General features: G+C 60.7%; 23 protein-coding genes. 5 read left to right on the forward strand and 18 right to left on the reverse strand.

Annotated features, from left to right (window positions below; genetic code table 11):
* Positions 1-38: 38 nt before the first annotated feature.
* From LOY67_RS26670 to LOY67_RS26700, 7 genes are all read right to left on the reverse strand, one after another.
* On the reverse strand, positions 39-929 hold the full coding sequence (locus LOY67_RS26670) for an ABC transporter permease subunit (RefSeq protein WP_265065128.1): 891 nt from the start codon (positions 927-929) through the stop codon (positions 39-41).
* Positions 926-1846, reverse strand: coding sequence for an ABC transporter permease subunit (locus LOY67_RS26675; protein ID WP_265065129.1), 921 nt, complete (start codon positions 1844-1846; stop codon positions 926-928). The genes LOY67_RS26670 and LOY67_RS26675 overlap by 4 nt, the downstream gene beginning before the upstream one ends.
* Complete coding sequence (locus LOY67_RS26680) at positions 1843-2985, reverse strand: ABC transporter ATP-binding protein (RefSeq protein ID WP_041021471.1); 1143 nt, start codon at positions 2983-2985, stop codon at positions 1843-1845. Before LOY67_RS26680 ends, LOY67_RS26675 begins: the two co-directional genes overlap by 4 nt.
* A 60-nt stretch (positions 2986-3045) precedes the next feature.
* Positions 3046-4143: a polyamine ABC transporter substrate-binding protein gene (locus LOY67_RS26685; RefSeq protein WP_265065130.1), complete on the reverse strand. Its 1098-nt coding sequence runs from the start codon at positions 4141-4143 to the stop codon at positions 3046-3048.
* Positions 4144-4327: 184 nt separating this feature from the next.
* Positions 4328-5425, reverse strand: a complete 1098-nt coding sequence (locus LOY67_RS26690) for a polyamine ABC transporter substrate-binding protein (protein WP_265067832.1) — start codon at positions 5423-5425, stop codon at positions 4328-4330.
* Between the two features lie 182 nt (positions 5426-5607).
* A complete protein-coding gene (locus tag LOY67_RS26695; RefSeq protein ID WP_265065131.1) occupies positions 5608-6972 on the reverse strand; it encodes an aspartate aminotransferase family protein in 1365 nt (454 codons plus the stop codon).
* Between the two features lie 59 nt (positions 6973-7031).
* The gene (locus LOY67_RS26700; RefSeq protein WP_265065132.1) at positions 7032-8390 is read right to left on the reverse strand and encodes a glutamine synthetase family protein; all 1359 of its coding nucleotides are present in this window, start codon (positions 8388-8390) and stop codon (positions 7032-7034) included.
* Positions 8391-9007: 617 nt separating this feature from the next.
* Here LOY67_RS26700 and LOY67_RS26705 point away from each other — a divergent pair.
* Both LOY67_RS26705 and LOY67_RS26710 read left to right on the forward strand, forming a co-directional pair.
* The gene (locus LOY67_RS26705) at positions 9008-10384 is read left to right on the forward strand and encodes a glutamine synthetase family protein (protein ID WP_265065133.1); all 1377 of its coding nucleotides are present in this window, start codon (positions 9008-9010) and stop codon (positions 10382-10384) included.
* 217 nt (positions 10385-10601) lie between these two features.
* Entirely contained in the window at positions 10602-11237 is a 636-nt protein-coding gene (locus tag LOY67_RS26710) for a TetR/AcrR family transcriptional regulator (protein WP_265065134.1), read from the forward strand.
* Positions 11238-11282: 45 nt separating this feature from the next.
* Here LOY67_RS26710 and LOY67_RS26715 read toward each other — a convergent pair whose 3' ends face one another.
* The 7 genes from LOY67_RS26715 to LOY67_RS26745 form a co-directional block, all read right to left on the reverse strand.
* Positions 11283-11498, reverse strand: coding sequence for a TOBE domain-containing protein (locus LOY67_RS26715; RefSeq protein WP_024780485.1), 216 nt, complete (start codon positions 11496-11498; stop codon positions 11283-11285).
* Positions 11499-11523: 25 nt separating this feature from the next.
* Positions 11524-12330, reverse strand: coding sequence for an aliphatic sulfonates ABC transporter ATP-binding protein (gene ssuB, locus LOY67_RS26720; protein ID WP_265065135.1), 807 nt, complete (start codon positions 12328-12330; stop codon positions 11524-11526).
* The gene (gene ssuC / locus LOY67_RS26725) at positions 12327-13109 is read right to left on the reverse strand and encodes an aliphatic sulfonate ABC transporter permease SsuC (RefSeq protein ID WP_265065136.1); all 783 of its coding nucleotides are present in this window, start codon (positions 13107-13109) and stop codon (positions 12327-12329) included. Before ssuC ends, ssuB begins: the two co-directional genes overlap by 4 nt.
* A gap of 7 nt (positions 13110-13116) precedes the next feature.
* Entirely contained in the window at positions 13117-14265 is a 1149-nt protein-coding gene (ssuD, locus tag LOY67_RS26730; protein ID WP_265065137.1) for an FMNH2-dependent alkanesulfonate monooxygenase, read from the reverse strand.
* Positions 14266-14289: 24 nt separating this feature from the next.
* Positions 14290-15255: a sulfonate ABC transporter substrate-binding protein gene (locus tag LOY67_RS26735; protein WP_265065138.1), complete on the reverse strand. Its 966-nt coding sequence runs from the start codon at positions 15253-15255 to the stop codon at positions 14290-14292.
* Positions 15256-15344: 89 nt separating this feature from the next.
* Positions 15345-15938, reverse strand: a complete 594-nt coding sequence (ssuE, locus tag LOY67_RS26740; RefSeq protein WP_265065139.1) for an NADPH-dependent FMN reductase — start codon at positions 15936-15938, stop codon at positions 15345-15347.
* A 297-nt stretch (positions 15939-16235) separates the two neighbouring features.
* Positions 16236-16874 (reverse strand): peroxiredoxin, encoded by a 639-nt coding sequence (locus LOY67_RS26745; RefSeq protein WP_265065140.1) that lies wholly within the window; start codon positions 16872-16874, stop codon positions 16236-16238.
* 325 nt (positions 16875-17199) lie between these two features.
* On the opposite strand from LOY67_RS26745, the gene mntA reads away from it, so the two are divergent.
* A complete protein-coding gene (mntA, locus tag LOY67_RS26750; RefSeq protein WP_265065141.1) occupies positions 17200-17595 on the forward strand; it encodes a type VII toxin-antitoxin system MntA family adenylyltransferase antitoxin in 396 nt (131 codons plus the stop codon).
* A gap of 184 nt (positions 17596-17779) precedes the next feature.
* Here mntA and LOY67_RS26755 read toward each other — a convergent pair whose 3' ends face one another.
* The 3 genes from LOY67_RS26755 to argE form a co-directional block, all read right to left on the reverse strand.
* Positions 17780-19099 (reverse strand): OprD family porin, encoded by a 1320-nt coding sequence (locus LOY67_RS26755; protein WP_265065142.1) that lies wholly within the window; start codon positions 19097-19099, stop codon positions 17780-17782.
* A 487-nt stretch (positions 19100-19586) separates the two neighbouring features.
* Complete coding sequence (argA, locus tag LOY67_RS26760; RefSeq protein WP_041024457.1) at positions 19587-20885, reverse strand: amino-acid N-acetyltransferase; 1299 nt, start codon at positions 20883-20885, stop codon at positions 19587-19589.
* Positions 20886-21017: 132 nt separating this feature from the next.
* On the reverse strand, positions 21018-22178 hold the full coding sequence (gene argE / locus LOY67_RS26765) for an acetylornithine deacetylase (RefSeq protein WP_265065143.1): 1161 nt from the start codon (positions 22176-22178) through the stop codon (positions 21018-21020).
* 158 nt (positions 22179-22336) lie between these two features.
* Between argE and LOY67_RS26770 the strand changes: the two genes are divergently transcribed.
* Positions 22337-23704 carry an inorganic triphosphatase gene (locus LOY67_RS26770; RefSeq protein WP_265065144.1) on the forward strand — a complete coding sequence of 456 codons (1368 nt, stop codon included), beginning with the start codon at positions 22337-22339 and terminating at the stop codon, positions 23702-23704.
* Between the two features lie 87 nt (positions 23705-23791).
* Here the strand turns inward: LOY67_RS26770 and LOY67_RS26775 are convergent, their stop codons facing one another.
* Positions 23792-24262 carry an Lrp/AsnC family transcriptional regulator gene (locus LOY67_RS26775; protein ID WP_265065145.1) on the reverse strand — a complete coding sequence of 157 codons (471 nt, stop codon included), beginning with the start codon at positions 24260-24262 and terminating at the stop codon, positions 23792-23794.
* Between the two features lie 125 nt (positions 24263-24387).
* On the opposite strand from LOY67_RS26775, the gene LOY67_RS26780 reads away from it, so the two are divergent.
* Positions 24388-24717, forward strand: coding sequence for a hypothetical protein (locus LOY67_RS26780; protein ID WP_265065146.1), 330 nt, complete (start codon positions 24388-24390; stop codon positions 24715-24717).
* Positions 24718-24728 lie beyond the last annotated feature (11 nt).

Consider the following 24728-nt stretch of genomic DNA (forward strand, 5'->3'; position numbering starts at 1 on the left):
TGGCGAGGGAGCTTGCCTCCCTCGCCACACTGCCTCATTCAGGCCTGAGCAGTGGCGGCCGCCCGACGGACTTCCGGCTGCTTCCAGGAATCGGCAGCACTTTCCTCGATGGCTTGCTGGATCGCCCGCTTGCGGTTTTCTTCGGCGCGGCGGCTGAAGTACCAGACCAGGAAGGTGACCAGCGACACCGCCAGCAGGATCAGGCTCGCCACGGCGTTGATCTCCGGCTTCACGCCCAGGCGCACCGCCGAGAACACTTCCATCGGCAGGGTCGTCGAGCCCGGGCCCGAGACGAAGCTCGCCAGCACCAGGTCGTCCAAGGACAACGCGAACGACATCATGCCGCCCGCCGCCAGCGACGGCGCGATCATCGGGATGGTGATCAGGATGAACACCTTCCACGGCCGCGCACCGAGGTCCATGGCCGCCTCTTCGATGGACAGGTCCAACTCACGCAAGCGTGACGAAACCACCACCGCCACATAGGCCGCGCAGAACGTGGTGTGGGCGATCCAGATCGTGACGATGCCACGTTCCTGGGGCCAGCCGATCATCTGCGCCATGGCCACGAACAGCAGCAACAGCGACAGACCGGTGATCACTTCCGGCATCACCAGCGGCGCGGTGACCAGGCCGCCGAACAGCGTGCGTCCTTTGAAGCGGGTGATGCGGGTCAGCACGAAGGCCGCCAGCGTACCCAGGGCCACCGCGGCCACCGCCGTGTAGCAGGCGATTTCCAGCGAACGCAGCACCGAGCCCATCAGTTGGCTGTTGTCCAGCAGGCCGACGTACCACTTGACCGACCAACCGCCCCACACCGTCACCAGTTTCGAGGCGTTGAACGAGTAGATCACCAGGATCACCATTGGCGCGTAGATGAACAGCAATCCCAGCACCAGCATCAGGCTTGAAAAACTGAAGCGCTTCATTCCTTGCCCTCCATTTCTTTGGCCTGACTGCGGTTGAACAGGATGATCGGCACGATCAGGATCGCCAGCATCACCACCGCCAGGGCGGACGCCACCGGCCAGTCACGGTTATTGAAGAATTCCTGCCACAGCACTTTACCGATCATCAGGGTTTCCGGACCGCCGAGCAGTTCCGGGATCACGAACTCGCCCACCACCGGAATGAATACCAGCATGCAGCCGGCGATGATGCCGTTCTTGGACAGCGGCACGGTGATTTTCCAGAAGCTGTTGAACGTGCTCGAACCCAGGTCGGAGGCGGCCTCCAGCAGGCTGGCGTCATGTTTGACCAGGTTGGCGTACAGCGGCAGGATCATGAACGGCAGGTAGGAGTAGACCACGCCGATATAGACCGCCAGGTTGGTGTTGAGGATCTGCAGCGGTTCGCTGATCCAGCCCATGCTCATCAGGAAACCATTGAGCAGACCGTTGTTGCTGAGGATGCCCATCCACGCGTAGACGCGGATCAGGATCGCGGTCCAGGTCGGCATCATGATCAGCAGCACCAGCACCGTCTGCGTCTCTTTGCGGGCATTGGCAATGGCGTAGGCCATCGGGTAACCGATCAGCAGGCACAGCGCGGTGCTGATCAGGGCCATCTTTAACGAGCCCAGGTAAGCGGCGATGTACAGCTCATCCTCGCTGAGCATCGCGTAGTTGGCGAAGTTGAGCAGCACCTGCAGCTTCTGGTCGACGTAGCTGTAGATCTCGGTGTACGGCGGAATGGCCACGTCGGCTTCGGCGAAGCTGATCTTCAGGACGATGAAGAACGGCAGCATGAAGAACAGGAACAGCCAGATGAAGGGCACCCCGATGACCAGTTGACGGCCACCGGGCGTTATTCGATCGAGTCGGCGTTTGAATTTGCGCATGTTCATGAGCGAAGCACCACGCCGCTGTCGTCTTCCCACCAGACGAACACCTGGTCGCCCCAGGTCGGCCGCTGGCCACGGCGCTCGGCGTTGGCGACGAAGGACTGCACCAGCTTGCCGCTCGGCAGCTCGACGTAGAACACCGAATGCCCACCCAGGTAGGCAATGTCATGGACCTTGCCGCTGGACCAGTTGTGCTCACAGGTCGGCTGCTCGACGGTCACCAGCAGTTTTTCCGGGCGAATGGCGTAGGTCACCGACTTGTCCTGCACCGAGGTGCTGATGCCGTGGCCCACGTAGATGTTGCGGTCCAGGTCCTTGCAGGTCAGCACCGCGTGGCCTTCGGCGTCGTCCACCACTTCGGTCTCGAAGATGTTGACGTTGCCGATGAACTCGCAGACCAGTCGGCTGGTCGGGGTTTCGTAGATGTCGATCGGGCTGCCGATCTGGGCGATCCAGCCCAGGTGCATGATCGCGATGCGCTCGGCCATGGTCATGGCCTCTTCCTGGTCGTGGGTCACCATGACGCAGGTGACGCCGACCCGCTCGATGATCTCGACCAGCTCAAGCTGCATTTGCGAGCGCAGCTTCTTGTCCAGGGCACCCATCGGCTCGTCGAGCAGCAACAGCTTCGGACGCTTGGCCAGCGAACGGGCCAGGGCCACGCGCTGGCGCTGGCCGCCGGAGAGCTGGTGCGGTTTGCGCTTGGCGTACTGGCTCATCTGCACCAGCTTGAGCATCTCGGCCACGCGGGCGTCGATGTCGGCCTTGGGGATCTTGTCCTGCTGCAGGCCGAAGGCGATGTTCTGCGCCACGGTCATGTGCGGGAACAAGGCGTAGGACTGGAACATCATGTTGATCGGCCGCTCATAGGGCGGCATGTCGGTGATGTCCTCGCCGTCGAGGAAAATCCGCCCCTCCGTGGGCCGCTCAAAGCCGGCAAGCATGCGCAGCAACGTGGATTTGCCCGAACCCGAACCGCCGAGCAAGGCGAAGATCTCGCCTTTTTTGATCTCCAGGGACACATCGTCCACGGCAATCGTCTCGTCGAACTTCTTCGTGACCCGGTCGATTTTGACCAGCACCTGCTTGGGTGTCTGGTCGCCCTCGAGGGCTTTCTTATAGGCGCCGGAGGCAACAGCCATTTACGAAACTCCCACAGAATTTACAGTTCGCCCCATACGGGCGAACCTTGGTTAGAGCGGTTATTTACCCGACTTGACCTTGGTCCAGCTGCGGGTCATCAGTCGTTGGATCTTGGGCGGCAACTCAGAGTTGACGTAGAGCTTGTCGACGACCGCTTGCGGTGGATAAACCGCTTCGTCGGTGCGGACTTTCTGATCCATCAGCTCGCCAGCCTTTGGGTTCGGGTTGGCATAACCGACGGTGTCGCTGACCTGGGCGATCACCTCAGGCTTGAGCAGGTAGTTGATGAAGGCATGGGCTTGCTTGACGTTGGTGGCGTCACGCGGGATCGCCAGCATGTCGAACCAGAGGTTGCCGCCTTCCTTGGGGATCACGTAGGCGATCTCGACGCCCTTGCCGGCTTCGCTGGCACGTGACCGGGCCTGGAAGATATCGCCGGAGAAACCGGCGGCCACGCAGATCTCGCCATTGGCCAGGTCGGAGATGTACTTGGAGGAGTTGAAATAGGTCACATAAGGCCGAATCTTGAGGAGCTGGGCCTCGGCCTTCTTGTAGTCTTCGGGGTCTTCGCTGTTGGGGCTCAGGCCCAGGTAATTGAGCATCGCCGGGATCATCTCGTCACCCGAATCGAGGAACGAGACGCCGCAACTGGAGAGTTTTTTGATGTTCTCCGGCTCGAACAGCATGGCCCACGAATCGATCTTGTCGACCCCCAGGACGGCCTTGATCTTCTCGACGTTGTAGCCGATGCCGTTGGTGCCCCACAGGTATGGCACGGCGTACTGGTTGCCCGGGTCGTTACGCTCCAGGCGCTTGAGCAGCGCAGGGTCGAGGTTGGCGTAGTTGGGCAACTGTGCCTTGTCGAGCTTCTGGAAGGCCCCGGCCTTGATCTGCTTGCCCAGGAAGTGGTTGGACGGCACGACCACGTCGTAACCGGTACGACCGGCCAGCAACTTGCCCTCCAGGGTTTCGTTGGAATCGAACACGTCGTAGACCGGCTTGATCCCGGTGGCTTTTTCGAAATCCGCCAGGGTGGTCTCGCCGATGTAGTCCGACCAGTTATAAATATGCACGGTGGAAGCCGCCTGGACGCTGACTGCGAGCGTCAGGCCTGCACCGACCAGCAAGGCGTTGCGTAACAAAGAAAAGACTGGCACGTGGAGGTCCTCTTGAATAGTCGGGCCCAAGTTGCCCCCGTTGCCTGGCCGCAATGGACCCTGCAACAAAACCGGCGCGCAACTTACCCTCGATAAACCGATCCAGCAAAACTTTTAGTTATTTAGTTGCTCCTGTTGCCGCCGCCGTGATGACGGCGACAACAGGAAGATGCCTCAGGCCGGTTTATTTACCGGATTTGATCTTGGTCCAGCTGCGGGTCAGCAGCCGCTGGGTGGCCGGCGGCAGGTCGCTGATCGCGTAGAGCTTGGCTTTCACTGCGTCCGACGGATAGATGTTCGGATCACCGGAGATTTCCTTGTCCACCAACGCCGTAGCGGCCTTGTTGCCGTTCGGGAAGCGCACGTTGTCGGTGATCTCAGCCATGATTTCCGGCTTCATCAGGAAGTTCATGTACTTGTAGGCAGCGTCGACGTTCTCGGCATCCTTCGGAATGGCGACCATGTCGTAGAACGAGCCGGCGCCTTCTTTCGGAATAGCGTAGGCCACCTTGACCTTGCCGCCGGCTTCGGCCGCACGGGACTTGGACTGCTCGATATCACCCGAGTAACCCACGGCTACGCAGATGTTGCCGTTGGCCAGGTCGGAGATGTACTTGGACGAATGGAAGTAGCTGATCGAAGGACGGATCTTGAGGAACAGCGCCTCGGCGTCAGCCAGTTGTTTCTTGTCCTGGCTGTCGGTCGGGTAGCCCAGGTAGTGCAACGCCACCGGAATCATCTCGGTCGGCGAATCGAGGAAGCTCACGCCGCAGCCCTTGAGCTTGGCGATGTTTTCCGGCTTGAGCAGGACATCCCAGGAATCGATCTTGTCGACACCCAGTGCGGCCTTGACCTTCTCGGGGTTATAACCGATGCCGATGGTGCCCCACATATAAGGGAAGGCGTGCTGGTTGCCCTTGTCGCTGGCATCGCCCACGGCCTTGAGCAGGTCGGTGTCGAGGTTCTTCCAGTTCGGCAGCTTGGACTTGTCCAGTGGCTGGTAGACGCCGGCCTTGATCTGCTTGGCCAGGAAGTTGTTCGACGGCACCACGATGTCGTAACCCGATTTGCCGGCCAGCAACTTGGCCTCCAGGGTTTCGTTGCTGTCGAACACGTCGTAGACCACTTTGATCCCCGACTCTTTCTCGAACTTGGCGACCGTGTCCGGTGCGATGTAGTCGGACCAGTTATAGACATGCAGCACTTTATCGTCCGCCTGAACGGCACTCGCCATCACGCCCATCAGGGACATGGCGAGGAGGGTCTTGCCAGCTATCTTCATACCTATTGCCTTCATGGATGATGCTCCAGTTATTCTTTTTAGCCACAGTTCAGTAGCCGGCTCGCGGGCAACTTGAACAGCCGGTAGTCTGGCAAGTTCCAGGGCAGGCTTTCAACACAAGCCCAAACCTTTTGTTCAGACTGGGCGAGGCCCTTGAAAGCACCTCGCACAGAGCCTAGCACTTAGCCTTGCAACGCACTGAGGGTCAGGTCCAGGCACAGCCGCGCCTTGGTCACCAGCTCATCCACCTCGGCCTTGCTGATCACCAGCGGCGGCGCAATGATCATGGTGTCGCCCACGGCCCGCATGATCAGCCCGTTATCGAAGCAGAACTGCCGGCAGATCATGCCCACGCCCTTGCCTTCGTAGCGCTGGCGTGTGGCCTTGTCCCGGACCAGTTCGATCGCCCCCAGCAGGCCGACACCGCGCACTTCACCCACCAGCGGGTGGTCGTTCAGTTCCCTCAGGCGTTTCTGCAAATAGGGTGCCGTTTCGCTGTGGACCCGCTCGATGATTTTTTCTTCACGCAGGATGCGGATGTTTTCCAGCGCCACCGCGGCGGCCACCGGGTGACCGGAGTAAGTGAAACCGTGGTTGAAGTCGCCGCCTTCGTTGAGCACCTCGACCACATCGTCACGCACGATCAGGCCGCCCATGGGGATGTAGCCGGAGGTCAGGCCCTTGGCGATGGTCATCATGTGCGGCTTCAAACCGTAGAAGTCGGTACCGAACCACTCACCGGTGCGCCCGAAACCACAGATCACTTCGTCAGCCACGAACAGGATGTCGTACTTGGCGAGGATCTCCTTCATGCGCGGCCAGTAGCTGTCCGGCGGCACAATCACGCCGCCCGCGCCCTGGATCGGTTCGGCGATGAAGGCGCCGACGTTGTCCACGCCGATCTCCAGGATCTTCTCTTCCAGTTGATTGGCCGCCCACACGCCGAATTCCTCGGGGCTCATGTTGCCACCTTCGCCGAACCAGTACGGCTGGGCGATGTGGACGATGCCCGGGATCGGCAGGTCGCCCTGCTCATGCATATAGGTCATGCCGCCCAGGCTCGCGCCGGCCACGGTGGAACCGTGGTAACCGTTCTTGCGGCTGATGATGACTTTCTTGTTCGGCTGGCCCTTGATAGCCCAATAGTGGCGGACCATCCGCAGCATGGTGTCGTTGCCTTCGGAGCCGGAGCCGGTGAAGAACACGTGGTTCATGCCTTCAGGGGCGATATCGGCGATGGCTTTGGACAGTTCCAGCGCCGGCGGGTGGGCGGTCTGAAAGAACAGGTTGTAGTACGGCAACTCGCGCATCTGCTGGCTGGCGACGTCGGCCAGCTCATCGCGGCCGTAGCCGACGGCCACGCACCAGAGGCCGGCCATGCCGTCGAGAATCTTGTTGCCTTCACTGTCCCAGAGGTAGACGCCCTTGGCGTGGGTGATGATGCGCGGGCCTTTCTCTTTGAGCTGCTTGAAATCGCTGAACGGGGCCAGGTGATGATCGCTGCTCAGGGCCTGCCATTCACGGGTTTGCGGGTTGTTGCGAGTCATGCGAATTCTCCTTTATATCGGTGGGGGCGAAGCTGCCGGAGGCAACCCCGCCCGGCGCCTCAGACGGCAAAGAGCAGGAATTCCCGCTCCCACGAACTGATGACGCGCTTGAAGTTTTCATGCTCGGCCCGCTTGACGGCGACGTAGCCCGTGATGAATTTCTTGCCCAGGTATTTCTCGATGGTAGTGCTGTTTTCCATGCGCTCCAGGGCGTCTTCGATGGTCAGCGGCAGGCGCAGGTTGCGACGCTCGTAACCACGACCCACCACCGGCGCGCTCGGGTTGATGCCTTCGACCATGCCGATGAAGCCGCACAACAGGCTGGCGGCAATCGCCAGGTACGGGTTGGCGTCGGCCCCCGGCAAGCGGTTTTCCACCCGACGGTTCTGCGGCCCGGCATCCGGTACCCGCAGGCCCACGGTGCGGTTCTCTTCGCCCCACTCCACGTTCACCGGTGCCGAGGTGTCTGGCAGGAAGCGGCGGAACGAGTTGACGTTGGGGGCGAACAGCGGCAGCAACTCGGGAATGAATTTCTGCAGGCCACCGATGTGGTGCAGGAACAGCTCGCTCATGCTCCCGTCTTCGTTGGAGAAAACGTTCTTGCCGGTCTCCTTGTCGATGATGCTCTGGTGCAGGTGCATCGCACTGCCCGGCTCGCCGGTCATGGGCTTGGCCATGAAGGTAGCGGCTACGTTGTGCTTGAGCGCCGCCTCGCGCATGGTGCGCTTGAACACCAGGATCTGGTCGGCCAGGGACAAGGCATCGCCATGACGGAAGTTGATTTCCATCTGCGCCGTGCCGTCCTCGTGGATCAGGGTGTCGAGGTCCAGCTCCTGCAATTCGCACCAGTCGTAGACGTCTTCGAACAGCGGGTCGAATTCGTTGGCCGCTTCGATGGAGAAGGACTGGCGTCCAGTTTCCGGGCGGCCGGAACGGCCTACGGGCGGTTGCAGCGGGAAGTCCGGGTCGTCGCTGCGCTTGGTCAGGTAGAACTCCATTTCCGGCGCGACGATCGGCTGCCAGCCCTTGTCGGCATAGAGCTTGAGCACCTTCTTGAGCACGTTGCGCGGCGACAGCTCGATGGGGTTGCCCTGTTTGTCGTAGGAGTCGTGGATCACCTGGGCGGTAGGCTCGATGGCCCAGGGCACGAGGAATACTGCGTTTTCGTCCGGGCGGCACATCATGTCGATGTCGGCAGGGTCGAGCAGTTCGTAATAGATGTCGTCTTCGACATAGTCGCCCGTAACGGTCTGGAGCAGAACGCTCTCGGGCAGGCGCATGCCTTTTTCGGCAATGAACTTGTTGGTCGGCGAGATCTTGCCCCGGGTGATGCCGGTCAGGTCGCCAATCATGCATTCGACTTCTGTGATCTTATGGTTTTTCAACCAATCGGTGAGCTGGTCGAGGTTGTTACTCATAAATGCCTCTAGGCGTGAGTTTCCTGGCTGCGTTCAGTAGCCAGGCGTTGTTTGACGCATCGGCGTCGCGTTGTGTTGCCCTTGCCCGGCAATAGGCCGGAAAAAAGGTTCTAAAGTTGAAGGAGAGCCGCTAAAGAGAGATTCGTCCAGAGCGTCCAGAATATTGGACGATGATGACGACTGATCCGACGGGAGCGGCATCAGCATGGGCAAGCGCTTGGCGGCCATCGTCGTGGCCGGGGAACAGGGGTCGCCACTGATGCAATGAGCATTGCGACGAGCATGCCAACCGATCTGCTGGAACAGTTGGTGAGGCCGTTGGTACGGCAGGCGAGACATGAAGCACCCCGGTATTATTGCTGTTATGGGTTTGAATCGAGCTTAGCCTTGTTCATTTTTTTACACAACACCCCCGTAAAAAATACAACACGGCCCGCTCAAGCGTGCGGGCGCCAAGTCCTTTAAAGGGAAAAAAACGCCCCAAACTGCCTCAAAAAAGCCCCTCAGGTGCTTTTTTAGGGCAAAAAAGGCCCTGCTTGACTTCGGCATGCCGTTCGGGTTGACTGGCTTTCGAAGAGATCAATGATTGATATTTTTAACAACAAAGGTGTTGCATCATGTCGGTACCCCCGCGTGCCGTTCAGCTTAACGAAGCGAACGCGTTCCTTAAGGAACATCCTGAGGTTCTGTACGTTGACCTTCTGATTGCGGATATGAATGGTGTGGTGCGCGGCAAGCGCATCGAACGCACCAGCCTCCACAAGGTTTACGAGAAAGGCATCAACCTGCCGGCCTCCCTGTTTGCCCTGGATATCAATGGCTCGACGGTGGAAAGCACCGGCCTGGGCCTGGACATCGGCGATGCCGATCGGATCTGCTACCCCATCCCGGGCACCCTCTCCAACGAACCCTGGCAGAAGCGCCCTACAGCGCAACTGCTGATGACCATGCACGAACTTGAAGGCGAGCCTTTCTTCGCCGACCCTCGCGAAGTCCTGCGCCAGGTCGTGACCAAGTTCGACGAACTGGGCCTGACCATCTGCGCGGCATTCGAGCTGGAGTTCTACCTGATCGACCAGGAGAACGTGAATGGACGCCCACAACCGCCCCGCTCGCCGATCTCCGGTAAACGCCCGCACTCGACCCAGGTCTACCTGATCGACGACCTGGACGAATACGTCGACTGCCTCCAGGACATCCTGGAAGGTGCCAAGGAGCAAGGCATTCCCGCCGACGCCATCGTCAAGGAAAGTGCCCCGGCGCAGTTCGAAGTGAACCTGCACCACGTGGCCGACCCGATCAAGGCTTGCGACTACGCGGTACTGCTCAAGCGCCTGATCAAGAACATCGCCTACGACCATGAAATGGACACCACCTTCATGGCCAAGCCGTACCCGGGCCAGGCGGGCAATGGTCTGCACGTTCATATTTCGATTCTGGACAAGGATGGCAAGAATATCTTTGCCAGCGAGGATCCCGAGCAGAACGCCGCGCTGCGTCACGCGATCGGCGGTGTGCTCGAGACCCTGCCTGCGCAGATGGCGTTCCTCTGCCCGAACGTGAACTCCTACCGTCGTTTTGGCGCGCAGTTCTATGTGCCGAACTCGCCGTCCTGGGGCCTGGACAACCGCACCGTGGCCCTGCGCGTACCCACCGGCGCCGCCGATGCCGTACGCCTGGAGCACCGCGTGGCCGGCGCCGATGCCAACCCGTATCTGCTGATGGCCGCCGTGCTGGCGGGCGTCCACCATGGCCTGGTCAACAAGATCGAGCCGGGCGCACCGGTGGAAGGCAACAGCTACGAGCAGAACGAACAGAGCCTGCCGAACAACTTGCGTGATGCCTTGCGCGAGCTGGACGACAGCGAAGTCATGGCCAAGTACATCGATCCGAAGTACATCGATATCTTCGTGGCCTGCAAGGAAAGCGAGCTGGAGGAATTCGAACACTCCATCTCCGACCTTGAGTACAACTGGTACCTGCATACCGTTTAAGCGGTTGCAGTAAAGAGAAACGCCGCTGCCCTCAGGGCCGCGGCGTTTTTTTATGGCCGTTGTGGCGAGGGGATTTATCCCCGCTGGGCTGCGCAGCAGCCCCAAAAAAAGAAGGGCCGCTTCGCGCCCCAGCGGGGATAAATCCCCTCGCCACAAAAGCAGTATGGATCATCAGCTTGCTCTGCGTACAATGCGCGCTGCCCTGCAGGAGAGCCCCATGACACGCACCGCCACCCCGCGCAAACCCCGCGCACGCAGCCAGGCCCGGATCGACTCGATCCTCGATGCCGCTCGCACGCTGCTGGCGGCCGAAGGCGTGGCCAGCCTGTCGATTTATAGCGTGGCCGAGCGCGCCGACATCCCGCCCTCCTCCGTGTATCACTTTTTCGCCAGCGTTCCGGCCCTGCTCGAAGCGCTCACTGCCGACGTCCACGCCGCCTTCCGCGCCTGCCTCCAGGCACCCATCGATCATGGCGCGCTGCACCACTGGCACGACCTGTCGCGGTTGGTGGAGCAGCGCATGCTGACAATCTACGACCAGGACGCCGCTGCCCGCCAGTTGATCCTGGCCCAGCATGGCCTGACCGAAGTCACCCAGGCCGACCGCCAGCACGACCTTGAACTGGGCGACCTGATGCACAAAGTCTTCGCCCGGCATTTCGAACTGCCGACACTGCCCAATGACGTCGACGTCTTCGCCCTCGCCATGGAGCTGGGCGACCGGGTCTATGCACGCTCGGTGCAGCAACACGGCCAGATCACCCCGCGCATGGCTGAAGAAGGCATGCGGGTGTTCGATGCCTACCTGGGGTTGTACCTGCCGCCGTACCTGCCCAAGCGCGAGGCGCTCTGAACGGGCCCCAAAAGGCTCGCACCTTTCGGGGCCATGGGCTGAACATCACAACTTGGCGATGGACACCTCCGTGGATTTGACGAAGGCGATCACTTCGCTGCCGATTGCCAGCTCCAGCTCCTTGACCGAGCGGGTGGTGATGACCGAGGTGACGATGCCGGAGGCGGTCTGGACGTCGATTTCCGAGAGTACGTCGCCTTCGACGATTTCCTTGATGATGCCTTTGAACTGGTTACGCACGTTGATGGCTTTGATGGTCATAGTGTCGATTCCTGTGTGGATGGTGTTATTGCGCCCAGCGCAGTTGCGTGGGCAAGGGTGAAACGGGTTCGGGTTCCGGCGGTTGGCCGGGCAAGGACAGCACGCGGTTGAGGACTTCGGTTTCCAGGGTCGCCAGGCGATGGGAACCACGACTCCGTGGACGTGGCAGATCGACAGGCAGGTCGAGACCGATCCGGCCGTCTTCGATCAGGATCACCCGGTCGGCAATGGCCACCGCTTCGCTGACGTCGTGGGTCACCAGCAACACGGTAAAACCGTGTTGCTGCCACAGGCGTTCGATCAGTTGTTGCATTTCGATGCGGGTCAGGGCGTCGAGTGCTCCCAGGGGTTCGTCGAGCAGCAACAGGCGCGGCTGATGAATCAACGCGCGAGCCAGGGCCACCCGCTGCTTCTGCCCACCGGACAAAGCCGCCGGCCATTCATCGGCACGCTCAGCCAGGCCGACGGCGTCCAGCGCCTGCAACGCCTGGGCGCGCCAGTTGCCCTTGAGCCCGAGGCCGACGTTGTCGATGATTCTTTTCCAGGGCAACAGGCGCGCCTCCTGGAACATCAGGCGGGTGTCCTGTTGCGCGGCGCTCAACGGTGCCGAGCCGGCCAGCAATTCACCACCCGAGGGTTGATCGAGACCGGCCAGCAAGCGCAGCAAGGTGCTTTTGCCGCAGCCGCTGCGACCCACCACTGCCACGAACTGTCCGGTGGGGATGTGCAGGTCGATATCCCGCAGCACCTGGCGCGAGCCGAAGGTTTTCTGCAGCTGGCGCACCGCCAACGGAATGCCTCGCAACAGGCGCGGGGGTTGTTGAGCCGTCATGCTGCACCTCCCTTGCTCACCTGATACGCCGGATGCCAGCGCAACCAGACCCGCTCAAGCCCGCGAGCCGCGAGGTCGGCCAGCTTGCCGAGCACGGCGTACAACAGAATCGCCAGCACCACCACGTCGGTTTGCAGGAACTCCCGGGCATTCATCGCCAGGTAGCCGATGCCGGAGCTGGCGGAGATGGTTTCCGCAACGATGAGCGTCAGCCACATGAAACCCAACGCAAACCGCACCCCCACCAGGATCGAAGGCAACGCGCCTGGCAGGATCACCTGGCGAAACAGGCTGAAACCGGACAAACCGTAGCTGCGGGACATTTCCACCAATGCCGGATCAACATTGCGGATGCCGTGGTAGGTGTTGAGGTAGATCGGAAACAGCGTGCCCAGGGCGACCAGGAAAATCTTCGCCGACTCGTCGATGCCGAACCACAGGATCACCAGCGGAATCAGTGCCAGGTGCGGCACGTTTCGCACCATCTGTACCGAGCTGTCCAGCAGGCGCTCGCCCCATTTCGACAGACCAGTGATGAAGCCCAGCACCAGCCCGATGGTCCCGCCGAGCAGGAACCCGACCGCTGCCCGCCAACCGCTGATCGCCAGGTGCGTCCAGATCTCGCCACTGCGCACCAGGCTGATCCCGGCCTCGATCACCGCCACCGGGGCAGGCAGGATCCGCGTGGACAACCAGCCCGCCGACACCGACAGTTGCCACACCGCCAACAACAGCAGCGGCAGAGCCCAGGGCGTCAGGTTGTGGATAAGTTTCTTCATGGCCGCCTCAGCTCTGGGAAGCGGCTTTGGGGAGAATGTCATTGGCGACCATTTCCCCGAACGGGCTCACGTAGCCCTGGCTTTTCGGCTGCTCCGGGCGCTCCACGTCCAGGTGCGGAAACAACAGCTCCGCCACGCGATACGACTCTTCGAGGTGTGGATAACCCGAGAAGATGAAGGTGTCGATTCCCAGGTCGGCGTACTCCTTGACCCGCGCAGCCACGGTCGGGCCATCGCCCACCAGCGCCGTACCGGCACCGCCACGCACCAGGCCCACACCAGCCCAGAGGTTGGGGCTGACTTCCAGCTTGTCACGCCGCCCCCCATGCAGCGCGGCCATGCGCTGTTGCCCCACCGAGTCGAAGCGCGCCAGGGACGCCTGGGCGCGGGCGATGGTGTCGTCATCCAGATGGGAGATCAAGCGGTTGGCCGCCTGCCAGGCTTCGGCATGGGTTTCGCGCACGATCACGTGCAGGCGTATGCCGAAGCGCACGGTACGGCCAAGCTTCGCGGCCTTGGCCCGCACCTGTTGGATTTTCTCCGCGACGGCCGCCGGCGGTTCGCCCCAGGTCAGCACCATTTCCACCTGCTCGGCAGCAAGGTCCTGGGCCGCCTCCGACGAGCCACCGAAATACAGCGGCGGGCGCGGCTGCTGGATCGGCGGGTAAAGCAATTTGGCGCCCTTCACGCTGATGTGCTCGCCGTCGTAATCCACGGTTTCGCCTTCCAGCACTCGGCGCCAGATGCGGGTGAATTCCACCGACGCCTGGTAGCGCGCCTCGTGATCCAGAAACAGGCCATCGCCGGCCAGCTCTTCCGGGTCACCGCCGGTCACCAGGTTGAACAGCGCCCGTCCGCCGGACAACCGGTCCAGGGTCGCGGCCTGGCGCGCCGCTACCGTCGGGGAAATGATCCCGGGGCGCAGGGCCACGAGGAACTTCAAACGTTGGGTCACTGGAATCAACGACGCGGCCACCAGCCAGGAGTCTTCGCAGGAACGCCCGGTGGGGATCAACACACCGCCGAAACCCAGCCGATCCGCCGCCTGGGCGATCTGTTGCAGGTAACCGTGATCGACGGCGCGGGCGCCTTCGGCGGTGCCCAGGTAATGGCCGTCGCCATGAGTAGGCAGGAACCAGAAAATATTGAGGCTCATGGAGTGGTCTCCTAAGGGGGCAAATTACTGCGCGTTCGCAACGGCCGGCGGCGGCGTCCAGATCACATCCCGGATGCTCAGGGGCTTGGGAATCAGCTTGAGTTGATAGAAGGTGTCGGCAATTTTCTGCTGCGCCGCGACCACCTCTGGCGTGAGGAACAAGGCCCCGAAACCCTGGCGCTTTATCGACGTCAGGGTAATCGGCTCAGCCAGGCCGAGCAGTGGTGACACCTGTTTGGTCACCTCTTCAGGATTGGCCTTGGACCACTCCCCTACGGCGCGCACTTCTTCCACCAGGGCGCTGATGACCTGGGGATTCTTTTGCGCATAGGGTCGGGTAGCGAGGTAGAACTGATGGTTGTCGACGATGCCTTTGCCGTCGCGCAGGGTACGTGCCTGCAACTGTTGTTCGGCGGCAGCCTGGTACGGATCCCAGATCACCCAGGCGTCAACGCTGCCGCGTTCGAACGCTGCACGGGCGTCGGCCGGCGGCAGGAAAACGGTCTGGATGTCGGCGTATTTGAGCCCGACATCCTCCAGCGCACGCACCAGCAGGTAATGGACGTTCGAACCTTTGTTCAGTGCGACTTTCTTGCCCTTGAGGTCCTGCACCGATTGGATCGGTGAATCCTTGGGCACCAGGATGGCCTCGCTATCGGGGGCCGGCGGTTCATAGGCGACATAGAGCAGATCGGCGCCCGCCGCCTGGGCGAACACCGGCGGGGTCTCACCCGTAACACCAAAATCGATGGAGCCGACGTTCAGGCCTTCGAGCAATTGCGGGCCGCCGGGGAACTCGGTCCACTGCACGTCCACGCCAAGGGCTGCGAGGCGTTTTTCCAGCGTGCCCTTGGCCTTGAGCAGCACCAGGGTGCCGTATTTCTGATAACCGATCCGCAAGGTCTCGGCTTGAACCTGGGTAATGACGCCGAAGGACACAGCCGCAGCAAACAGAGCGACCAGCCCGCGACGCAAAATGACAGAGCGCATGGCGCTTCTCCTTTTTGCTGTGGGGTTTGGCTGCACCTGCTGGGCCGTTGGCGGCGGAGTAAGGTGAGTTGAATCAGAGGTATTGGGGTTCAGATGCTCCAGCGAGCACTCAATAGGCGTTCGTTCAACAGGCTGGGTTCCAGCGGCTTGGGCCGACGGGCCATGGCGCTGAAGAACTGCTCCAGTGCCTCATTCAACCGTTGCAGCAGCGCCGGTGCCAACTGTGCTTGGGCACTGCCTTCGCCGTAGGCGATCTGGCTGTCTTCGGCAAAGATGCCCTGAAGCATTTCCTGGGCCTTGAGCGCCGACAGCACCGGCTTGAGGGCGTAGTCCACCGCCAGCATGTGGGCGATACTGCCGCCAGTCGCCATGGGCAGCACCACCTTATGACTCAGGGCACGCTCAGGCAGGAGGTCCAGCACGGCCTTCAATGCACCGGAAAAAGATGCCTTGTAGACAGGGGTCGCGATCAGCAGGCCATCGGCATTTTCGATCTGCTGGAGCAGGTCAATGATCTTCGGGCTGTCGAAGCGGGCATGAAGCAGATCTTCGGCCGGAAAATCCCGCACCTGATAGCTCACCACTTCCACACCGTGTTGCTGCAACCAGCGTTGCGAGCGTTCCAGGAAGATTGCGGAGCGGGAGCGCTGGCTGGGACTGCCACCGAGTGAGACGACCAACATGCCTGCCATTCCTTTTACGTTCTGTGCGATTCGCGGTGGGCGATCTCGCTGGATGGGTCAAACCATAGCAGGGGCTTCATATATCCATAAATCATATTTATTCATTTAGTTATTCGATATTGAAATATGCGATCAACTTTTTCCAAGCCACAAAAAGGCCGTCGAAACGGCCAAAACCCTGGATGCACGCAGATCCCTGTGGGAGCGAGCCTGCTCGCGATAGCGGCGTGTCAGTCAGCATGGATATTGCTGAGCTACCGCTATCGCGAGCAGGCTCGCTCCCACAAGGGTTTTGCGTCAGCGATTGGGCTGCGGAGTAAGGCGCAAATATGGCTTCACGGCACGATAGCCTTTGGGAAAGCGCTGCTTGAGCTCTTCCTCATCCTTGAGCGACGGCACGATCACCACTTCATCACCGTCCTGCCAGTTGGCCGGGGTGGCGACCTTGTAGTTGTCGGTCAATTGCAAGGAATCGATCACCCGCAGGATTTCATTGAAATTGCGCCCGGTGCTGGCCGGGTAGGTAATGGTCAGGCGAATCTTCTTGTTCGGGTCGATCACGAACAGTGAACGCACGGTCAAGGTATCGCTGGCATTGGGGTGGATCAGGTCGTACAGGTCCGAGACCTTGCGATCGGCGTCGGCCAGGATCGGAAAGTTGACAACGGTGTTCTGGGTTTCGTTGATGTCCTCGATCCATTTATGGTGCGAGTCCACCGGATCGACCGAGAGAGCAATGGCCTTGACGCCGCGCTGGGCGAACTCATCCTTGAGCTTGGCGGTGAGGCCCAGCTCGGTGGTGCAGACCGGCGTGAAGTCCGCCGGATGGGAAAACAGCACGCCCCAGCTATTGCCGAGCCACTCGTGGAAGCGGATCTTGCCGGCGCTGGAGTCCTGTTCGAAGTCGGGGGCGATGTCGCCCAGTCTGAGGCTCATGGTGTGGCTCCTGGATGAGATCTAGTGGAGCCTGACTGTGCCTCGGTTCCAGCGGTTTTAAAAAGAATGAATATCGATCTCTCTAGATTTTTTGTGAATATAAAAAACTGTTCACTGGCACTGGCGTGCCTATTGGCTCAACATTCCCGACGAGGTTTCGAGAAGGCCTCGAGTTGTTGTAAAGAGGAGAACCTTCGAGAAGGGCTACAGGGGTGGGCCTGACTCGAAAACGCAAAGCCCCGCCCGGCGTGTGCCGGACGGGGCTTTTTTATTGGGCGACCAAATTGTTGACCCGATATCAGGACGAGCGGCTAGGATAGGCGACATGAACACTCAAGCCCTGCTGACTCATCTGCAAAACCATTTGCCTGACTTACTGGCGGTGTACCTGTTCGGCAGCCATGCACAGGGAACCGCCGGACCTGACAGTGATGTCGATATGGCTGTGCTCGTGTCCGGTCACGTCGACCCGGTGTTTTTATGGCAGCTTTCGGGAGACCTGGCGGATATCGCCGGGAGCCCGGTGGATCTGATTGATCTGCGCGAGGCAACGACCGTGATGCAATACCAGATCGTGACCCGAGGCCGGCGATTGTGGGCCAAAGACGTACAGGCGGGTTTGTTCGAGAGTTTCATTCTCAGCGAAAAGACCTCTTTCGACACAGCCCGGGCGGGCCTGCTCAGGGATATTCACGAAGAGGGTATCGTGTATGGTCGATGATGTACTGATCGTTCAGCGCATTCATCCTGCGTAAGGATGCAACGCAGTCCGCACCATAGCGCTGGGTCGGTGAAGGTCGCGTCTGACAGCGGGAAAATACGAGAAGAATCCCGCTACCTGGCCCCAAAACGTAAAAAGCCCCGCCCGGCGTGTGCCGAGCGGGGCTTTTTTACGGCTCTACGTCTTACATGAAGTTGTAAGTGTAGTTAAAGATCAGGCGAGTCTGATCCTGGCTGTCGCCAACGCCGCTGCTGCGGTAAGTACCCTGACGCAGGGTAGTGCCGAAGCCTTTCAATGCGCCTTGCTGGATGACGTAATCCACACGCATGTCACGTTCCCACTCGGAGTAATCGCTTCCACCAGTGGCGGATTTGACATCGTCACCACGCAGGTAGGCAACCGAGGCTTTCAGGCCTGGAACGCCCAAGGAAGCGAAGTCGTAGGAGTATTGACCGAAGGTGGTGTTTTCACCGGCACGGACAAACCCGTTGATCATGCTGTCGGTGAACAGGTAGAAGCTCGAGCCACCGGCACCTTCTGGACGACCGTTGCTGTTAACCACGCTGCCCTGGTTCAGGTAGACGAAGCCACCGTCATCACTGACTTGCTGGTGACCCAGCAGGAAAGCGCTGCCGCCGAGGGTATAAGTGAACATGGCGCTCCAGGTCTTGTTATCGACCTCGCCCTTGTTTTTGAAATAACCCTTGTTGTTGTCGAACTGATAACCCGTATCGCCGTTACGACCATCCGAGCTGCTGTCGAAGTAGCGCAGGTCGGTCTTGAACGATTGACCTTCGCTGATCGGGAAAACGTGTACCGCGCCCAGGAAGTGCTGCTTGTAGTAATCCTGCAGGTTGGCGTAGTAGTACTGCAGGGTCAGGTCTTTGGTGACCTTCCAGTCGGCACCAGCAAAACGGAACTGGTTGCTGTCCTCGGTACCGCCCGACAAGGCCAGACCGGTGCTGTTGCTCGACGCACGGCCAGTGGCATGTTCCAACTGACCGGCGTTGAAGGTCACGTTGTCGATTTCCTTGGAGGTGATGGTGCCACCTTCAAAGGTCTGCGGCAGCAGACGGCTGTCGTTGGCCACCAGGATCGGCAGGTTTGGTGCCAGCGCGCCACCTACGTGAGCCTCAGTCTTGGAGAACAGCGCCTTGACGTTGCCCGACAAACGGCTCCAGTCATGTACCGCAGCACCATCTGTATCGCTTGGCATATAAGAGCCATTGTTACGGCCCTTGCCTCCATCGAGACGAATACCCACCAGCGCCTGAGCGTCGATACCGAAACCAACCACACCTTGCGTGAAGCCAGACTTGTAGTCGAACTTGAGGCCGGTACCCGTTTCGCGCAGGTCCTCGCTGCCCGTTTCATGGTTATCGTTGTTGAAGTACAACGTACGAGAACTGACCGACGCCTTGCTGTCTTCGATAAAACCGGCGGCGCCTGCTTGCTGCGCCAGAACCCCAACGGCCACAGCCAGGGCCAAGGTGGACTTTTTCATGCTTCGCTCCTCTCGTTTTCTAATTCTTTTGTATATCTGTGGTTCTGGATCGAACGCCCGGAATCCGCGGATGCGCGATTAGCGCCGGACGGTGACTGACAAGTCAATCGCAACCCATTGTGTCTACGACGATGGTCTAACGCCGAGACAGCGGCCGGAAGAGTAATGGATTATTTATAAATCCAAAAAGAATTGTTTCATAAGTTTTCAGCCGATTTTGACATATAGGTGTCATCGGCACGTCTTCTTCACAGACACGGCATATCGGCCAGTCCGCGGATTACTGAATGACTATTTTCTGTGCACTTTTTCAGGGCGCAAAAGCCCTGGCATCAAGGCTTGCAGTGCAAGCCTCGAACTCTGGCATCAATGCGTGCGGAGCAGCATAGAGCACAATCGTGAAGGTTTTGAGACAGACCATTTCATTGTCTGAAATCAAAAAGAGTGCACCCATTGCACAACAATGGGTCACGCCGAGGGCTGTGACCTACAAGGCTTTTTCGAAGATCTTCGAGTTACGCTGATAGTTGTACAACGACGCCCGGGCCGCCGGCAGACGTTCGACGCTGCTGGGTTCGAAGCCGCGCTCACGGAACCAGTGGGCGGTACGGGTGGTGAGCACGAACAGGGTCTTGAGCCCTTTGGCGCGGGCGCGGGTCTCGATCCGCTCCAGCAGTTCATCGCCCCGGCCACCGTGGCGGTACTCCGGGTTGACCGCCAGGCAGGCCAGTTCCCCGGCATCCGAGTCGGCGATCTGGTAGAGCGCCGCGCAAGCGATGATCATGCCCTCGCGCTCGACCACGCTGAACTGCTCGATTTCCCGCTCCAGCACTTCGCGGGAGCGACGCACCAGGATGCCCTGCTCCTCCAGTGGGCTGATCAGGTCCAGCAAGCCACCGACGTCTTCGATGGCGGCTTCGCGCACCACTTCGAATTGCTCCTGGGCCACCAGCGTGCCGCTGCCATCGCGGGTGAACAGCTCGGCCAGCAGCGCACCGTCTTCGGCATAACTGACAATATGGCTGCGAGCCACGCCGCCACGGCAGGCCTGGGCGGCGGCATCCAGCAGCTCGGCCTGATAGTCGCTGCCCAGGCGTTGCATATGGGCCGGCACCTGCTGTGGACGCAACTCGCGCACCAGGCGCCCGTCCTCGCCGATCAATCCCTGCTCGGCACCGAACAGCAGCAGCTTGTCGGCCGCCAGGTCAATGGCGGCCCGGGTGGCGACATCTTCACAGGCGAGGTTGAAGATCTCTCCGGTAGGCGAATAGCCCAACGGCGACAGAAGGACAATGGAGCGCTCGTCCAGCAGGCGATTGATGCCCTTGCGGTCGACCCGGCGCACTTCGCCGGTGTGGTGATAGTCCACCCCTTCCAGCACGCCGATGGGCCGTGCGGTGACCAGGTTGCCGCTGGCGACCCGCAACCGCGAGCCCTGCATCGGCGAAGAAGCCATGTCCATCGACAGGCGCGCCTCGATGGCAATGCGCAACTGGCCGACTGCATCGATCACGCATTCCAGGGTCGCGGCATCGGTGATGCGCATGCCGTGATGATAATGCGGGGTCAGCCCTCGGGCAGCGAGGCGGGTTTCGATCTGCGGGCGCGAACCATGGACCAGCACCAGCCGCACACCAAGACTGTGCAGCAGCACCAGGTCATGGACGATGTTGCCGAAATTGGGGTGCTCCACCCCATCGCCGGGCAGCATGACGATGAAGGTGCAGTCGCGGTGGGCATTGATATAGGGCGAAGCGTGACGAAGCCAATTGACGTATTCGGGCATGAACCTGGACCTGTAATAAATAACAGCCGAAAAAAGACGAAACAGAACGCACAGCAGGCTGGTGGTTATCGTCGGAACAGGCTTGGCGACACGCGCGCTCTCCTCATGAATACGGGCCCGGACAGGGGCAATCTAGTAACCGGCGGTGGCCGGTGTCAGGCAATAGTGCTCGATCAACTGTCGTAACAATTGCACAGTAGGTTGCAGACGTGACATCTCAAGGTGCTCGCCCGGTTGGTGGGCACAGGCGATATCGCCGGGGCCAAGCACCAGGGTTTCGCAACCGAGGCGCTGAAGATAAGGCGCTTCGGTGCCGAACGCCACTGCTTCGGCACGATGGCCGGTGAGTCGCTCGGCCACGCGTACCAGTTCGGCGTCCTCGGCCTGCTCGAACGGCGGGACCTCGGGGAACAGCGGCGCGTAGTCGATCTTGACTTTATGTCGTTCGGCGATAGGGTTGAGTTTCTGCTGGATCGCCGCCCGCAGCACCTGCGGGTCCATGCCCGGCAAGGGGCGCAGGTCGAATTCCATGGAGCACTGGCCGCAGATCCGGTTGGGGTTGTCGCCGCCATGGATGCAACCGAAATTCAGGGTCGGTTGCGGCACGGTGAACTGCGGGTTACGGAATTCACGCTGCCACTGCAGGCGCAGGCCGCGCAACTCGCCCATGGCGTCGTGCATGGCTTCGAGAGCGCTATGGCCCAGGCTCGGGTCGGAGGAATGACCGCTGCGCCCGAGAATGTCGATGCGCTCCATCATCACGCCCTTGTGCAGGCGGATCGGCCGCAGGCCGGTCGGCTCACCGATCACGGCTGCACGCCCCAAAGGACGCCCGGCCTCGGCCAGGGCCCGGGCGCCGGCCATGGAGCTTTCTTCATCGCAGGTGGCGAGGATCAATAATGGTTGCTTGAACGGTTGGTCCAGCAGCGGCTTGAGCGCTTCGATGGCCAGGGCAAAAAAGCCTTTCATGTCGCAACTGCCCAGCCCGACCCAGCGCCCATCGACTTCGGTGAGCTTCAGCGGGTCGGTCTGCCACAGAGCACCGTCGAATGGCACCGTGTCGCTGTGCCCGGCCAGCACCAGACCGCCGGGGCCGCTGCCGAAACTCGCCAGCAGGTTGAACTTGCCGTGGCTGACCTGCTGGATATCACAGGAGAACCCGAGGTCACCGAGCCAACCCGCCAGCAGTTCGATCACGGCACTGTTGGACTGGTCCAGCCCAGGCTGCGTACAGCTGACCGAAGGCGCGGCGATCAGGGCAGCGAACTGATCTTTCATGGACGGCAAAGGCATCGCTGGCTCCGGACTCACAAATTGATATCCATCATAGAACCATCCGGTGCCAGGAATAAACCGTCGCGGCGCGTAGGACGGAGGACTCCTGTACACTGCACGGCCTTGGCAGCCACACCTTCCCCCGGCTGCGCACCCGATCCCTGGATTTTCCGGCCATGCAGAAAGAAACCGAAATCAAACTCCGCGTCAGCCGCGAGACCCTGGCAGCCTTGCGCGAGCATCCGCTGCTGAAAAAACGCAACAAAGGCGGCTGGGAACGCCGTGAGCTGATGAACCAGTATTTCGACACACCCGAGCGTGACCTGGCCCGGGCCAAGGTCGCCCTGCGCCTGCGCCGCGACGGTGAAGAGGTGATCCAGACCCTCAAGACCCGCGGCCAGAGCATCGCTGGTCTGTCCGAGCGCAACGAATACGACTGGCACCTGCCCAAGGCCAAGCTCGACCTGAAGAAACTCGACGGCGAATGCTGGCCCGAAGCCTTGGCCGAACTGGACAAGAAAACCCTCAAGGCGATCTTCACCACCGACTTCGTCCGCGAACGCGCCGAAATCGCCTGGGGACGCGGCAAAAGCAAAGTGGTCATCGAAGCCGCGCTGGACCTGGGCCATGTCGTGGTCGGCAAGCAGAAGGAAGAAATCTGCGAGCTGGAGCTGGAACTGCGCGAAGGCGAGCCCGCCGCGCTGCTGGAACTGGCCGCCGAACTGGCCGCAACCCTGCCCTTGATGCCTTGCGACATCAGCAAGGCCGAACGTGGCTACCGTTTGCACGATGCAAACAGCTACGCCCTGAGCCTGCCCGCCCCGCCATTGACCGCCGAGATGCCGCTGGACGACGCCTTCGCCGCGCTGAGCTGGCATCTGCTGGGCAGCAGCCAGCGCCTGGCCGAGCAATATCGCTTCAACGGCCACTGGCGCCTGCTACAGGACTGGGTAGAAAACCTCGCCGAACTGCGCGCCCTGCTCAGCAGCCTCGGCCAGGCCGCACCACGCCAATCGACCCACGACCTGCGCGTCGCCCTGGACGCCCTGCTGGAAGACTGGCGTCCACTGGTCCAGGCCGGCCTGGACGACGAAGATGTGCGCAAGGCGGCGCCGGAGCAGTTCCTTGAAGAGCTGCAGGACCCACGTTGGGGCCTGTTCTCTCTGAACGCTTCACGCTGGCTGCTGGCTCGCAGTTGGACGACCGAGCGCAACACCCGTGGCAATCGCCAGGGCGCAGCGCAGCTCAATAGCTGGCTGCCACGCCTGCTGGGCGAGGAAGCCTCGTCCCTGCAATTGCAACGCTACCAACAGCAGCCTGAAGACCTGGCCGAACAACTGCCACGCATCGAGCGCATCCAGGTCTGGCTGCACCACGCCCGCGCGGTGCTGGACATCCCGGAAATGGACCGCCTCTACGGCGAGCTGAACAAACTGGCGCAACTGGCCAACGAGCCCATCACCGACGAAGCCCTGGATGCGCGCAAGCATCAGGCGATTGCGGTGTACCAGAACCGGGCCTGGAAGATGTTGTTGCGTCTGTAATGCCGCCATCGCGAGCAGGCTCGCTCCCACAGAGACCCATGTGGGAGCGAGCCTGCTCGCGATGACGCCGGAACATACACCGCGAAATCAACGCACCACCGGCAAACTCGTCGTGGACTTGATCTCCGACAGCGCCACGATCGAGTTCACTTCCTGTATTCCCGGCACCAGCGACAGCTTCTCGAAGAAGAATCGCTCGTAAGCCTCGATGTCCGCCGTGACGATGCGCAGCAGGAAATCCACCGATCCCATCAGCACATAACACTCCAGGACTTCGGGAAAGCCGCGAATCGCCTCGGTGAATTCGGTAAAGTTCGACCGACCGTGGGCGTTGAGTTTGATTTCGGCGAAGATCTGCGTGTTCAGGCCGATTTTCTTGCGGTCAAGCAACGTCACCTGCCCGCGAATGATCCCCTCCTCCTTCATCCGCTGGATCCGTCGCCAGCATGGCGATTGGGACAGGCCCACTTGTTCGGCGATCTGCGCGCTGGACAGCGAAGCGTCCTCTTGCAGCAACGCCAGTATCCTGCGGTCGTAGCCATCCAGCCCGCTGTGCATAAATAAATCCATAAATAGTAAAATCTAGAATTGTACGATTCACTGAATCGCCATATGCGTCCATCTTAGATAAGAAATACCCCTTCGAGCATGTAAACATTTCTCTCCAGCCCAGGAGACCCACCATGCCCCCATTCGAAGCCTTCGTTCCTCGCGCCGATGTCTGGCATACCGCCAATGCCCATTACCGTGTGCAGTACCGGTTGCTGGCCGAAGCCGAAGCCGATTTGCTGTGCCGGGCCCTGAACCTGTTTGCCTTGCAGGGCTTGATGCCGGAGCAGGTCCACGTCGAACGCCAGGATGAACTGCTGACGATGGAGATTCTTATCGACGGACTGAGCTGGCACCGTGCCCAAGTGCTGGCTGAAAAATTACGTAACCTGATCAGCGTGTGCTCGGTGGACCTGCAAAACGCCGACAAGGCGTGGGCTGAGCCGGTCCAGGCGACGGCTTGAGGGGTGCCAAT

Source organism: Pseudomonas sp. B21-056, from assembly GCF_026016325.1.
Classification (GTDB): Bacteria; Pseudomonadota; Gammaproteobacteria; order Pseudomonadales; family Pseudomonadaceae; genus Aquipseudomonas.

Excerpts from the sequence above, each read along its gene's own strand:
- LOY67_RS26670 (WP_265065128.1), bottom strand. The coding sequence starts at position 929 with ATGAAGCGCTTCAGTTTTTCAAGCCTGATGCTGGTGCTGGGATTGCTG.
- LOY67_RS26675 (WP_265065129.1), bottom strand. The coding sequence starts at position 1,846 with ATGAACATGCGCAAATTCAAACGCCGACTCGATCGAATAACGCCCGGT.
- LOY67_RS26680 (WP_041021471.1), bottom strand. The coding sequence starts at position 2,985 with ATGGCTGTTGCCTCCGGCGCCTATAAGAAAGCCCTCGAGGGCGACCAG.
- LOY67_RS26690 (WP_265067832.1), bottom strand. The coding sequence starts at position 5,425 with ATGAAGATAGCTGGCAAGACCCTCCTCGCCATGTCCCTGATGGGCGTG.
- LOY67_RS26695 (WP_265065131.1), bottom strand. The coding sequence starts at position 6,972 with ATGACTCGCAACAACCCGCAAACCCGTGAATGGCAGGCCCTGAGCAGC.
- LOY67_RS26700 (WP_265065132.1), bottom strand. The coding sequence starts at position 8,390 with ATGAGTAACAACCTCGACCAGCTCACCGATTGGTTGAAAAACCATAAG.
- LOY67_RS26705 (WP_265065133.1), top strand. The coding sequence starts at position 9,008 with ATGTCGGTACCCCCGCGTGCCGTTCAGCTTAACGAAGCGAACGCGTTC.
- LOY67_RS26710 (WP_265065134.1), top strand. The coding sequence starts at position 10,602 with ATGACACGCACCGCCACCCCGCGCAAACCCCGCGCACGCAGCCAGGCC.
- LOY67_RS26715 (WP_024780485.1), bottom strand. The coding sequence starts at position 11,498 with ATGACCATCAAAGCCATCAACGTGCGTAACCAGTTCAAAGGCATCATC.
- ssuB (WP_265065135.1), bottom strand. The coding sequence starts at position 12,330 with ATGACGGCTCAACAACCCCCGCGCCTGTTGCGAGGCATTCCGTTGGCG.
- ssuC (WP_265065136.1), bottom strand. The coding sequence starts at position 13,109 with ATGAAGAAACTTATCCACAACCTGACGCCCTGGGCTCTGCCGCTGCTG.
- ssuD (WP_265065137.1), bottom strand. The coding sequence starts at position 14,265 with ATGAGCCTCAATATTTTCTGGTTCCTGCCTACTCATGGCGACGGCCAT.
- LOY67_RS26735 (WP_265065138.1), bottom strand. The coding sequence starts at position 15,255 with ATGCGCTCTGTCATTTTGCGTCGCGGGCTGGTCGCTCTGTTTGCTGCG.
- ssuE (WP_265065139.1), bottom strand. The coding sequence starts at position 15,938 with ATGTTGGTCGTCTCACTCGGTGGCAGTCCCAGCCAGCGCTCCCGCTCC.
- LOY67_RS26745 (WP_265065140.1), bottom strand. The coding sequence starts at position 16,874 with ATGAGCCTCAGACTGGGCGACATCGCCCCCGACTTCGAACAGGACTCC.
- mntA (WP_265065141.1), top strand. The coding sequence starts at position 17,200 with ATGAACACTCAAGCCCTGCTGACTCATCTGCAAAACCATTTGCCTGAC.
- LOY67_RS26755 (WP_265065142.1), bottom strand. The coding sequence starts at position 19,099 with ATGAAAAAGTCCACCTTGGCCCTGGCTGTGGCCGTTGGGGTTCTGGCG.
- argA (WP_041024457.1), bottom strand. The coding sequence starts at position 20,885 with ATGCCCGAATACGTCAATTGGCTTCGTCACGCTTCGCCCTATATCAAT.
- argE (WP_265065143.1), bottom strand. The coding sequence starts at position 22,178 with ATGCCTTTGCCGTCCATGAAAGATCAGTTCGCTGCCCTGATCGCCGCG.
- LOY67_RS26770 (WP_265065144.1), top strand. The coding sequence starts at position 22,337 with ATGCAGAAAGAAACCGAAATCAAACTCCGCGTCAGCCGCGAGACCCTG.
- LOY67_RS26775 (WP_265065145.1), bottom strand. The coding sequence starts at position 24,262 with ATGCACAGCGGGCTGGATGGCTACGACCGCAGGATACTGGCGTTGCTG.
- LOY67_RS26780 (WP_265065146.1), top strand. The coding sequence starts at position 24,388 with ATGCCCCCATTCGAAGCCTTCGTTCCTCGCGCCGATGTCTGGCATACC.